We start from the raw sequence: 11,602 nt of genomic DNA on the forward strand, positions 1-11,602 counted from the left end.
CCCACCCGTCTTCCCGGTCCGCCCGCGGACCGCCGCCCCCTCAGCCCCACAACGAAGGAGAACCCTTGCCCCAGGACCAGCCCTCGGCCCTGATCGTCGGCACGGACCCGTACGCGATGCGCGCCTGCCTCAGGAACGGCATCACGCCGTACGTGGTGCACGGCCCGCACCTGGCGGACTGGGGCTACCTGAAGCTCCCGGACGGGGCCGTGGGGATCTTCGCCGAGGACCCGACGAGCATCGAGAGCGTCCTCCTCGCCCTGCGCCGGACCGGCGCCGCCGAGCGGGAGTTCCGCTTCCTCCAGACCTCCGACGAGGAGGCCCTGGTCACCGTCGCGGCCCTCGCCCGGGTCCTGGACCTCCCGACGGCCGTGGCCGCGGACATCGCCCCGAACTTCCGGGACAAGTGGCTGCAGAAGCGGGCCGTCGCGGCGGCCGGCCTGGACGTCGGCGCCTCGCAGGTCATCGAGGACATCCACCACCTGGATCCGTCCGCCCTCGCGGACTTCGACAAGGCGGTGCTCAAGCCCATCGCCGGGGCGGGCACCCGGAACACCTCGGTCGTCCGGGGGCTGTCCGAGCTGATCGACACCTGCGCCGAGTACCGGCGCCGGGGCGTTCCGCAACGCACCTTCGTCCTGGAGGAGTTCACGCCGGGCGAGGAGTGGATGGCGGACGGCGTGGTCTTCGACGGCGAACTCCGGTTCCTCAGCGTGGGCACCTACGCGGAGCCGTGCCTGACCGCCGTCGACGCCAACCGGGTGCTCCAGCTGGAACGCTTCGACCCGACCGAGGACGCGGACGCCTTCGCCCTGGCGCGGCCGGTCGTGACGGAGGCGCTGCGGGCCCTCGGCCTGCGGCGCGGGGTGTTCCACATGGAGCTGTTCCGCCGGCCCGACACCGGCGGGCTCGTGTTCGGCGAGTGCGCCGCCCGCACCGGCGGCGGGCTGATCTCCGAAGCGGTGGCGTTCAAGTTCGGCGTGGACCTGGGCGAAGCCGCCATCCGGTGCGCGGAGGGGATCGAGCCGACGATCGAACCGACCGTCCGTCCGGAGAGCGTCAGCACCCTCTTCCTCGCCAACCGGCCCGGTGTCCTGGTCGGCTATCCCTCACTGGAGCAGATCCGGGCCCTGCCCGGTGTCGAGCACGTGCGGCTGGACCTCCCGTACGGCTTCCGGACGGGGGACACGGTGCAGGACACCACCCAGGGGGTCGGGCAGGTCATGCTGAGCGGGCGCACCCGGGAGGAGGTGCGCAGCCGGCGCGAGTTCCTGACCCGGTGGTTCGACGAGCGCCTGGTGGTCGTGCCCGCCCACGCGACGTACCCGGAACTGCGGAGCTGGCAGCGGGCCAACTGGCCGGAGACCGCCTCGGACTTCCGCACCTACGCGGAGCCCGAGCGGCAGCGCTGACCCGCTCGGCCCGGTTCGTCAGGCAGTGAGCCGGATCCTCCGCGGAGGATCCGGCTCACTGCCCCCGCGGAGGTCGCAACGGCCGCCCGCCCGGGGTGTCGCCTACGGGTGGGTGTTCTTGACCGTGGGCTGCGTCTTCTGGTTGTAGATCTCCTTGCCGTCCGCGTTGTAGGCGTGGACGTAGGGAGCCGGGGGGAAGTTCGCGTCGGCGCCGGTGGAGACGGCCGCGGTGTAGGCGAACGCGCCGCCCGCCATGACGGCCGGGTACTCCGTCGAGTCGTCGCCGTAGCTGATGGTGACCTTGGCGACGTCGGCGGTGTAGTGCCCGGCGCCCAGCGAGAGGAACTGCCCGGCACCGGTCGGCGTGCTGAAGCTGTCGAAGAACTCGACCAGGTGACCGGTGCCCCACAGGCGGTCGTTGATGAACGTCGCGGGCGAGGACATGCTGGTGCCCTTGTCGCCCTTCGACTCGCACTGCACGTACTGGCCGGCGGAGTCGACGGCGATGACCACGCCGTCGATGTCCGACGAGGCGACGGGAGCGCGGACCCCGATCACCGCCTGGTACTGCGAAGCCTCGGAGCCCAGGCAGGAGGCCAGGATCCCGGCGACGGTCCCGGCGTCGATCGGGGTCGTCGTCGTGCTGGTGACGGTGGAGGCCGCCGGGGTGGCAGTCGCTCCGGTCGCGGCCGAGCCGCCGCCGGAGGCCGGGGCGGCAGGCACGGCAGGGGCGGCCGGCGCGGCGGCGGGCTTGCTCTGGGCCGTGGGGGTGGCCGTGGGGGTGCCGGTCGCGGCGGTGGCCATTCCCCCCGCGGTCGCGATGGCCGCGGCGGTGGCGGTGATGATCATGATCGGGCGGATACGCATGAATCCGTGTCCCTTCCTGCGGGCGTCCGGTTGATGCCCGCGCCCCTGTACGCCTCCCGATGCCCGAGCGGTCGCACCCCGCACATGTGATCCAGGTCATAGGTCGTCGATGTAACCCTGGGACGGCGCTCGTGCGTACAGGGCGGGAGGCTCCACCCAGGACGCACGGCTGACCCGCCGTGGCCGAGGAGTGCTCCCTCGCGCACCGCCCGTGCCGCGAGCTGACGGACAGCCCCGGAGGAGAGGCCCTTGATGACGCCACAGGAGTTCGACGCGTTCTACGCGGCGTCCTTCTCCCGCCTCACCGGGCAGCTCTACGCGATAACCGGCAACTGGTCCGAAGCCCAGGACGTGGTCCAGGAGGCCTTCATCCGCGCCTGGGACCGCAGGCGCACCTTCGACCCCGGCAACGCCCCGGAGGCATGGATCCGGACCACGGCCCGGCGGCTGGCCCACTCCCGCTGGCGGCGCCTCGCCCGGGGCCTGCATCTGGCCGGACACCACCACCGCCACGAACCGTCCACCGTCGAGCCGCCCACCGAGGAGCACCTGATGCTGGTCACCGCGCTCCGCGACCTACCCGAAGCACAGCGGATCGCCCTGGTCCTGCACCACATGTGCGACCTCTCCATCGAGCAGGTCTCGGCCGAGACCGGCGCCGGCATCAGCACCGTCAAGAGCCGCCTCGCCCGCGGCCGGACCGCGCTCGCGGCCAGACTCTCCGACCGGACCCCGACCAGCGAGGAAGGAAAGCTCCGTGTCTGACCCCGTCCACGACAGCCTCGACGACCGGCTGCGGCTGCTCGGCACGCAGATGCCGGCACCGACCCTGCCCGCTGCGGAGATCCGCAGACGCGCCGACCGGCGCCGCCACCGCCGACACGCCCTCGGCGCGACCGCGGCCTGCGCCGCGGCGGCCCTGTGCCTGACCCTCCCGTCCGTGCTGAACCCGCCGGGGCCACAACACCCACCGGCACCACAGCAGGGGCCGGCCGCCACAGGCACCCCCTCCGTGCCTGCCTCCCCCCACCCCCCGGCGGCTTTCACCGTCACCAGCACGACGACGACCCCGATCGAGGCCGGGGCCGTCGCCGAGATCCTGGGCTCCTGCCTGGGTTCCGAGGCTTCGCAGTACCAGGCGGTGATCGGGGTCCGCGCTCCCGCCGCCTCCTCGGACACCGACGGCGTGGTCGTCGCCGTCGACTCCGCCGGCCAGTACGCGCAGTGCGAGTCGAAGGGCCGGACCGGGCACAGCATCTCCCTCCCGCCGACGTTCATCAACGACCGTCTGTGGGGCGCCGGCCACCTGGTCGAGTTCTTCGACAGCTTCAACGCCCCGACCGGTGCCGGGCAGGTCCTCTCACTGGGCGCCGGGCACTACACCGCCGACGTCGCCAAGGTCACCATCAGCTACGGCGACGACCCGACGCAGTACCCGGCCGTCATGGCGGGCGGCGCGTTCGCCTACACGGCTGCCATCTCCACCGGCCCCGACGCGAACGCCTTCCCCCCGACCCCCTACGTCCACGCCTACAACGCGGACGGCAAGGAGATCTACAACCAGAGGACGCAGCCCACGGCCAAGGACACCCACCCGTAGGCGGTGCCCCAGGACCTCAGCCGAGTCGCTTGAGCATCTTGACCGAGGTCGTCTCGTAGCCGAGCGACTCGTAGAGGCCGCGCGCGCCCGTGTTGAACCCGAAGACGCTGAGCCCGAGGGTATGGGCGCCCTGCGCCCGGGCGTACTCCTCGCCGAGGAGCATGGCCCTTCGCCCGAGGCCCAGCCCGCGCTTGTCGGCGTCGATCGCGATGTCCCAGACCCACCAGGAGCCGGCGTCCTCGCTCGTGTCCGGTCCGATCCAGAGGTGGCCGACGGTGGCCCCGGCGGCATCGACCACGTCGAAGACCGCGTGCCCGGGGCTCGGTGCACCGGAGGGGAAGTAGCGGGCCATGCTGTCGGCCGCGTGCCGGCCGGCGTCCTCGGGCGTCTGCCCCGCAGCGACGAGGTCCTTGGCGTACTCGGCCCGGCTGCGATCGAGCCAGGCGGGCAGGAGTCGGGCGTCCATGGGGCGGAGGGTCGTAGACATCGGGCCAGCCTGCCACACTGCCGGCGCTGGAGCACTCCCGTTCCCGTCCAGGCGTTGCGACCAACCGTCAGCAGCGCGAACCCCGCCCGTTGTGGCAGCAGTTCGGGGGTCGGCGACCGGACGGGGGGTCAGTGGCGGTTGCCGAGGGCGAAGAGCAGGATGACGAAGCCGGCGAACAGGTGGGTGCCCAGGATGTAGATCCCGGCGCGGATGAGCATGGCCTTGCGCCGCTTCTTCTCGTCGCCGGTGGCGCTGCTCATGGTCGGTACTCCTGGGGTCGGGTCGTGGGGCGGTCGTGGCGGGGCCTCGGGCGGATGCGCGGGCGCCGGGCGGTCATCGGTCCGTTCCCTTTCGTACCGTGGCCTCCGCCAGGACTCCGGTGGTCCGCAGCTCGGTGCGGGCACGGGCGATGGCGTCCGGTGTCCGGGCGAAGACCCGCCCCTGCCGCTGGAGGGTGTCCAGGACGCCGAGGGCGTCCAGGGTCCGCCGGTGGCCGTCCGGCACCCCCGCGGCCAGGACGAGGATGCCGCGCCGTTCCAGCTTGCCGATCGCGTCGCCCAGCGCCAGGGCGCCCGTGGAGTCGATCGCGGTGACGTGGGACAGGCGCAGGATGACGGCCTTGACGTCGGTGGTCTCGGCGAGTTGGAGCAGGAAGCGGTGTGCGGCCGCGAAGAACACCGGCCCGTCTATCCGGTAGGCGACGATGTGCTCGGCGAGCAGCGCCCGCTCCTCCTCGTGGTGGTCGGCCGGGGCCAGGCCGTCGTGCAGCGGCACCTGCTGGAGCCGCGCGGACCGCGCGACCTGGCGCAGGGCCAGGATCCCGGCGACGGCCAGGCCGACGACGACGGCCGTGACCAGGTCGAAGGCCAGGGTCGCGGCGGCGGTGAGCGCCAGAACGGCGGCCTCGCCGCGTCCGCTGCGGGCCAGCGCCCGCAGCGACGCCACCTCGACCATCCGGACCGCGGTGGCGATCAGGACGCCCGCGAGCGCGGCCAGCGGGATGCCCTCGACGAGCGGGGCCGCGGCGAACACGACCACCGCGAGCACGGCGGCGTGCACCAGGGCGGCCAGCCGGGAGACGGCGCCGGAGCGGACGTTGACGGCGGTACGGGCGATCGCGCCGGTGGCGGCGACGCCACCGAACAGCGGGGCGACCAGGTTGGCCACTCCCTGGCCGAACAACTCCCGGTCGCTGTCGTGCCGTTCGGAAGCACTCATCGCGTCCGCGGCGGTCGCCGACATCAGCGACTCCAGCGCCGCCAGCGCGGCGACCGCGAGGGCGGCGGTGACCAGGTGCGGCACCGCGCCGGGGTCGAGGAAGCCCAGCGACGGCAGCGGCAGACCGGCCGGGAGGTGGCCGATGGTCGCCACGTCCAGGTGGGCGAGGTCGGCCACCGCGGTCGCGGCGGCGACGGCGAGCAGCGAGAACGGGATGCCGGGGCGCAGCCGTGCGCCGACGAGCATCACCGCGGCGACGGCGAGCGCCACGGCGGGCGCGGCCGGGTGCGGGTGGCGGGCGAAGTCGGCGAGGGCCTGTCCGGCGACGGCCACGACGTTCTCGGCGTCGCCCTTGGTGACGCCGAGGGCGGCGGGCACCTGCTGGAGTCCGATCACGCCGGCGATGCCGAGGGTGAAGCCCTCGACGACCGGCGCGGGGACGTAGGCCATGAAACGGCCGGCCCCGCCGAGGGCGAGGGCGACCAGCAGCAGGCCGGCGATCAGGCCGACGGTGAGGACGCCGGAGGTGCCGTACCGGTGCACGATCGGCACCAGGACCACGGTCATGGCGCCGGTCGGTCCGCTGACCTGGAGGTTGGAGCCGCCGAACACCGCGGCCAGCGCCCCGGCGACCACGGCGGTGGCCAGCCCGGCCTCGGCCCCCGCGCCGGAGGCGACGCCGAAGCCCAGCGCGAGCGGCAGTGCGACGATCGCCACCGTCAGACCGGCCACCAGGTCCTTGCGCGGCGAGCGCCCCATGGCGGCGAGGACCGCGCGGTTCGGCAGCACGGCCCGGACCCGCCCGGCGGCCCGGCCCGCGAGGGTGGCCCGTGCGGCGCTCACGCTGTCGTCTCCGCCGCGTCCGGGAGCCCGGCCGAGCGCAGTTCGGCGAGCAGCGTCCCCTGGTCCGCGATCATCTCGGTGAGGATGCGGCGCGCGGCCCGCAGCAGCTCCGCGACGTCCGGCGTGCTCAGCGCGTAGACCACGGTGTTGCCCTCGCGGGTGGCCGTGACCAGGTTGCTGCGGCGCAGGACGGAGAGCTGCTGGGAGAGGCTGGACGGCTCGATCTCGATCGACGCGAGCAGCTCGCGCACCGGACGCGGACCGTCCTGGAGCAGTTCCAGCACGCGGATGCGCGCCGGGTGGCCGAGCGTGCGGAAGAACTCCGCCTTCGCCTGGTAGAGCGGGACGGCCATGCTCAGTCCTCTTCCTGTTCCTCGGCGGTGTGCTCGATCTCGATGCCGTGCTGGGCGGCGATCCGCAGCAGCTGTGTGACGCGTCCGGCGTACGCCTGCGCGCTGTCCTCGTCACCTGCCGTCCGAGCCTCGGCCCGCTGCCGGCGGGCCTCGTCGAGCTGCTCGCGAAGCTCCTGGTCGAACACGTCGCTCATGCGCCCCTCCTCGCCGCCGGCGCTGCCGCGCGCGACCGCATCTCTGCCGAGTACAGGGCAGCATCATCTATGCACTTGAAGAATTCTTCAAGTTGCGACTTCTGCACATCGATCTCCACCCGGCCCGGGGACGCGGTGTTCGACAGCGGCCCCGGCCGCTCCACGCGCCGTCGGCGGCGGAGCGTGGAGCGGCCGGGGCCGGCGGACCGTGCTACGGGCGAGGGGTCAGGCGACGGCTCCGGCCGGGGCGGGCGCGCTCGCGCGGTGCGGGGTCGAAGTCGGGGCCGGGGGCAGCGGCTTGGTGCGTCCGGCCCGCACGCCGTTGCCGATGATGACGATCTCGGCGAGCTCGTGGACCGCGACGACGGCGGCGAGGCCGAGGACGCCGAGGAGGGCGAGCGGCATCAGACCGACGATGACCGCCAGGGACAGGCCGACGTTCTGGAGCATGATCCGCCGTGCGCGGCGGGCGTGGTCCAGGGCCTGGGGCAGGTGGCGCAGGTCCTCGCCCATGAGCGCGACGTCGGCGGTCTCGATGGCGACGTCGGTGCCCATCGCCCCCATGGCGATGCCGAGGTCGGCGGTGGCCAGGGCGGGGGCGTCGTTGACGCCGTCGCCGACCATCGCGGTCGGGCGGAGGGTGCGGAGCCCGCCGATGATGCGGGCCTTGTCCTCGGGGCGCAGGTCCGCGTGCACGGTGTCGATGCCGGCCTCGGCGGCGAGGGCCCGGGCGGTGCGTTCGTTGTCGCCGGTGAGCATCACCACGGTCAGGCCGCGGGCGCGGAGGCGGTCGACGACCTCGCGGGCCTCGGGGCGCAGTTCGTCGCGTACCGCGATCGCGCCGATCACCGTCGCGTCGTCCTCGACGAGGACGGCGGTGGCGCCGGAGTCCTGCATCGCGGTGACGGCTTCGGCCAGCGGGCCGGGCTCGATCCAGCCGGGGCGCCCGAGCCGGACGGGGCGGCCGTCCAGCCGGCCGGTGAGGCCGGCGCCGGTGACCGCCTCGACGTCCGTGGCGACGGGCACGCCGGGGGCGGCGGCCAGGACGGCCTCGGCCAGGGGGTGTTCGCTACGGGCCTCCAGCGCGGCGGCCACGGCGAGGACGGTGTCGCGGCTGTGGCCGTCCAGGGTGGCGACGCGGACGACGGCGGGCCGGTTGCGGGTGAGGGTGCCGGTCTTGTCGAGGGCGACGGCGCGTACGGCGCCGAGGGCTTCGAGGGCGGCTCCGCCCTTGACCAGGACGCCGAGCCTGCCGGCCGCGCCGACGGCGGCGACCACAGTGACGGGTACGGAGATGGCGAGTGCGCACGGGGAGGCGGCGACCAGGACGACCAGCGCCCGCTCGATCCAGGTGGCCGGATCGCCCAGCAGGGAGCCGACGAGGGCGATGAGGGCGGCGGCGACCATGATGCCGGGCACCAGGGGCTTGGCGATCCGGTCGGCGAGGCGCTGGCCGGCGCCCTTGCGGGCCTGTTCGGCCTCCACGATCCGGACGATCCGGGCCAGCGAGTTGTCCTCGGCTGTGCTGGTGACCTCGACCTCCAGCACGCCGGTGCCGTTGATCGCGCCCGCGTACACCTCGCTGCCCGGACCGGCCTCGACGGGGACGGACTCACCGGTGATGGCGGAGACGTCCAGGGCGGTGCGGCCGGCGCGGACGGTGCCGTCGGTGGCGATCCGTTCGCCGGGCCTGACCACCATCGTGTCGCCGATGCGCAGTTCGGCGGGCGCGACGGTCCGCTCGGTGCCGTCGCGCAGCACGGTCGCCCGTTCGGGCACCAGGTTCAGCAGGGCGCGCAGGCCGCGGCGAGTCCGGGCCAGGGACCAGGCCTCCAGGCCCTCGCTGACGGAGTAGAGGAAGGCCAGCATGGCGGCCTCGCCGACCTCGCCGAGGAGGACCCCGCCCACGGCGGCGATCGTCATCAGCGTGCCGACCCCGACCTTGCCCTTGGCCAGGCGGCGCAGCGTGGCGGGTACGAAGGTCCAGGCGCCGACGACGAGGGCGAGCGCGTTCAGCGCGTTCACCGCGGTGTCGGACGCGCCGGACCGGTCGGTGATCAGTCCGGCCAGCAGCAGGACGCCGGCCACGGCGGCGGCCCGCAGCTCGCCGACCTCCCAGAGCTTCTCCGGTTCGCGCTCCTCCCCTCCCTCCACGGTCTTCCTGTCGTCGCCGCAGCCGCAGGCGTCGCTCATCGGCCGGCCCCGGTGCTGTCCGGGGCGGGCGCCGCCGGGGTGCCGTAGATCGGGCAGAGGTCGACGGCCTCGCCGGTCGCGGCGAGCAGCTGCTCGGCCGAGGCCAGCAGGTCCAGCAGTTCCGGGCGGGCCAGGAAGTACAGGGAGGCCCGGCCCTGGGGGCGGGAGTCGACCAGGCCGCAGTCCCGCAGGCAGGCCAGGTGCGCCGAGACCGTGGACTGGGCCAGGCCCACGCAGCCGACCAGGTCCACGACCTTGGCCTCGCCCCGGGCCAGGCGCAGCAGGATCGCGAGGCGGGCCGGGTCGCCGAGCGAGCGGAACAGGGCCACCGCTGCCGAGGGCGCGCCGCACGAGGTGGTGGCCGGGGACCCGGCCGCCGGGCTATTCATCGTCATGGAGCGATGATAGCTGTCGATGCCGATGTCATCGCTCCAGACGGGCTGTCGCGGCCCGGTTCGACCGCGACCGCATCCGGGAGCGGACGCCGGAGAGACAGGTCGTCGCCGTCGCCACGGGCGGCCACGGCGGCCGCTTGGGGCGCGGGGACGCCGTCCACGCCCTCCCCCGGCACCGCACGACACGTCCTGCGCGAACCCGCCAGCCCCACCCCCCTCTCCCAGCCAGGCGTCCCCCGACACCCGTCGCGCGCGGTCGGCGGTCCGACCATCACCCCACGTCAGCGCAGCACTTAGGCGACCCTCGGTCGACGGCCCGTCCGCCCGGCCCCGGAACCACTCGCGACCCACCAGAACACCACACCCCACGCCTCGCCGAAAACACGGAGGGAAATGACCGAGAACACGTGAGGTCAGGCTTCGTTCGATTTACCGTCACAAAAGCGGTCTGGATACTGATCGAGCACGACGCAACCGAAACTCGTTGCGAAGCGGTCTCCGATTCGACATTTCATCCGACTGAGGAGAATCCATGATCTCGAAAGCCAAGAAGGTCGTGAGCTCGATGGCGATGGCCTTCGCCGCGGCCGCCACGCTCACCGTGGCCGTGCCGTCCGGCAACGCCTTCGCCATCGACCACGTCCAGTGCGACGGGAGCCGCAACGACTTCCTGAAGATCTGGTCGCACCTCGACGGCCGTGACAGCGTCGACTGCTATGCGAACGGGGGGTCGATCGGCTTCGGCGGGTGGTGGGTCGACCGGATCTCCACCGGGAACAACGACCTGGTCTACTCCGACGCCAACGGCGACTCGGTGCGGATCAACCGCTGGACCGACATCTCCTTCCCGAACCGCCCGCCGCGAGTCAACTCCATCCAGATCCTCTGACGAACCGGCAGAGCGCGCCCCGAACAGAAATTCGCCCGGCCGAATCACCCGGAATTTCCCGCAGTACTTCGATCGCCACCGAATCTTCTGTGACGTGAATTCGCTCCACCCCGGCTCACCGGCGCCGGCCACCCCCTCCAGGGGCTGGCCGGCGCCGGCATGCTGCGCCACGGCTGCCCGCCGAGCCCCGAACTCCGCACCTCGAAGGGGAAAAACCGGGTGCGGCAGCGCGGCCCTGCCTGGCACCATGGCGCCCATGATCACGTATCGAAAGGCCGATGCCGCGTAGACGGCCCCGCGCACTGCGCGCCGAACGACCGGCCTCCCGCGTCTCGGGGCCGACCCCTCCGCTCCGGATCCACGGACTCTCCGACAGGGCGAGCCTGGCCGTCCACCGGGTCGAGCGCCTGAGCGAGAGCTTCTACCTCCACGCGGGCGCCACCGACCGGGCGCTGCGGCGGTACCGCGAGTTCCTGCACCCGCCGGGAAGACGTCCGCTGTACCCGCAGGAGTCGCATTGCCCGTGCCCGGGATGTTCCTTCGACGACGTCAGACACGCACGCGACGTGCTGGAGGAAGTCCTGGAGCGACTGCCGGAACGGGCCCGTGCCGAGCTCGGCCGACTCGTGAAGGCCCTGGACACGGTGTTCTTGCGCCGTACCCTCCCCGACCCGTTCGCGGACCGGCGCCAGTGGCGCACGGAGTTCTGGTGGTACCGCCGCCTGGCCGATCGGTCGGAGTGGGGGTGACGGGTAGCGGTTCTCCGGTGCCCGCCGGGACGACGAAAGGCGGTGGTCCCCGGAGCACGGGCTCCGGGGACCACCGCCGGTCAGGCTGTCGTGCTAGCCGCGACGACGGATGCGGCGTGTCGCGAGCGTCAGGCCGCCGCCCAGGAGCAGGAGGCTCCCGGCCAGCTCGGCGAGCCGGGTGTCGGTGCCGGTGCCGGTGTTCGGCAGGTGCCCGTGCGCCTCCTTCGTGGTCACCGTGGTGGTGGACGGCGGGGAGGTGACCGGCGGGCCGGACGGCGGAGTGCCTGTCGCGGTCGCGGTGTTGGTGACCTTCCCTCGGTCGATGTCCGCCTGGGTGACCGTGTAGGCGGCCGTGCAGGTGACCGACGCACCCGGGGCGAGCGAGGCCGCACCCGCCGGGCA

14 protein-coding genes are annotated in these 11,602 nt (G+C 73.4%); 5 read left to right on the plus strand and 9 right to left on the minus strand.

Translation table 11 applies throughout. The annotated features are described in order from the left end of the window. Positions 1-65 precede the first annotated feature (65 nt). Complete coding sequence (locus tag ACFCY1_RS13615) at positions 66-1,412, plus strand: hypothetical protein (protein WP_375874643.1); 1,347 nt, start codon at positions 66-68, stop codon at positions 1,410-1,412. A 102-nt stretch (positions 1,413-1,514) separates the two neighbouring features. Here the strand turns inward: ACFCY1_RS13615 and ACFCY1_RS13620 are convergent, their stop codons facing one another. Then, positions 1,515-2,279, minus strand: coding sequence for a hypothetical protein (locus ACFCY1_RS13620; RefSeq protein WP_375874644.1), 765 nt, complete (start codon positions 2,277-2,279; stop codon positions 1,515-1,517). 252 nt (positions 2,280-2,531) lie between these two features. Between ACFCY1_RS13620 and ACFCY1_RS13625 the strand changes: the two genes are divergently transcribed. Then, the gene (locus ACFCY1_RS13625; RefSeq protein ID WP_049649167.1) at positions 2,532-3,044 is read left to right on the plus strand and encodes a SigE family RNA polymerase sigma factor; all 513 of its coding nucleotides are present in this window, start codon (positions 2,532-2,534) and stop codon (positions 3,042-3,044) included. Continuing rightward, positions 3,037-3,879, plus strand: a complete 843-nt coding sequence (locus tag ACFCY1_RS13630) for a hypothetical protein (protein ID WP_375874645.1) — start codon at positions 3,037-3,039, stop codon at positions 3,877-3,879. Before ACFCY1_RS13625 ends, ACFCY1_RS13630 begins: the two co-directional genes overlap by 8 nt. A gap of 16 nt (positions 3,880-3,895) precedes the next feature. On the opposite strand, the gene ACFCY1_RS13635 is transcribed toward ACFCY1_RS13630, so the two are convergent. The 7 genes from ACFCY1_RS13635 to ACFCY1_RS13665 all read right to left on the minus strand — a co-directional run bounded on the left by ACFCY1_RS13635 (position 3,896) and on the right by ACFCY1_RS13665 (position 9,562). Next, positions 3,896-4,345: a GNAT family N-acetyltransferase gene (locus tag ACFCY1_RS13635; RefSeq protein WP_375874646.1), complete on the minus strand. Its 450-nt coding sequence runs from the start codon at positions 4,343-4,345 to the stop codon at positions 3,896-3,898. A 149-nt stretch (positions 4,346-4,494) separates the two neighbouring features. Next, positions 4,495-4,626 carry a DUF6126 family protein gene (locus ACFCY1_RS13640; RefSeq protein ID WP_220450012.1) on the minus strand — a complete coding sequence of 44 codons (132 nt, stop codon included), beginning with the start codon at positions 4,624-4,626 and terminating at the stop codon, positions 4,495-4,497. Positions 4,627-4,699: 73 nt separating this feature from the next. Beyond that, a complete protein-coding gene (locus ACFCY1_RS13645; protein WP_375874700.1) occupies positions 4,700-6,343 on the minus strand; it encodes a SulP family inorganic anion transporter in 1,644 nt (547 codons plus the stop codon). 80 nt (positions 6,344-6,423) lie between these two features. Continuing rightward, positions 6,424-6,780: an ArsR/SmtB family transcription factor gene (locus tag ACFCY1_RS13650; RefSeq protein ID WP_375874647.1), complete on the minus strand. Its 357-nt coding sequence runs from the start codon at positions 6,778-6,780 to the stop codon at positions 6,424-6,426. Between the two features lie 2 nt (positions 6,781-6,782). Then, positions 6,783-6,974 (minus strand): hypothetical protein, encoded by a 192-nt coding sequence (locus ACFCY1_RS13655; RefSeq protein ID WP_117486199.1) that lies wholly within the window; start codon positions 6,972-6,974, stop codon positions 6,783-6,785. 225 nt (positions 6,975-7,199) lie between these two features. Further along, positions 7,200-9,167, minus strand: coding sequence for a heavy metal translocating P-type ATPase (locus ACFCY1_RS13660; protein ID WP_375874648.1), 1,968 nt, complete (start codon positions 9,165-9,167; stop codon positions 7,200-7,202). Continuing rightward, positions 9,164-9,562 (minus strand): helix-turn-helix transcriptional regulator, encoded by a 399-nt coding sequence (locus ACFCY1_RS13665; RefSeq protein WP_074005866.1) that lies wholly within the window; start codon positions 9,560-9,562, stop codon positions 9,164-9,166. Before ACFCY1_RS13665 ends, ACFCY1_RS13660 begins: the two co-directional genes overlap by 4 nt. A gap of 532 nt (positions 9,563-10,094) precedes the next feature. Between ACFCY1_RS13665 and ACFCY1_RS13670 the strand changes: the two genes are divergently transcribed. After that, entirely contained in the window at positions 10,095-10,451 is a 357-nt protein-coding gene (locus ACFCY1_RS13670) for a beta/gamma crystallin domain-containing protein (protein ID WP_049649160.1), read from the plus strand. Between the two features lie 278 nt (positions 10,452-10,729). Further along, positions 10,730-11,200, plus strand: a complete 471-nt coding sequence (locus ACFCY1_RS13675; protein WP_375874649.1) for a hypothetical protein — start codon at positions 10,730-10,732, stop codon at positions 11,198-11,200. A 93-nt stretch (positions 11,201-11,293) separates the two neighbouring features. Here the strand turns inward: ACFCY1_RS13675 and ACFCY1_RS13680 are convergent. Next, positions 11,294-11,602 (minus strand): LPXTG cell wall anchor domain-containing protein (locus ACFCY1_RS13680; RefSeq protein WP_375874650.1); only part of this gene is annotated, 309 nt, incomplete at its 5' end.

Origin of the sequence: Kitasatospora sp. NPDC056273 (assembly GCF_042268845.1) — a bacterium.
Lineage (GTDB): Bacteria > Actinomycetota > Actinomycetes > Streptomycetales > Streptomycetaceae > Kitasatospora.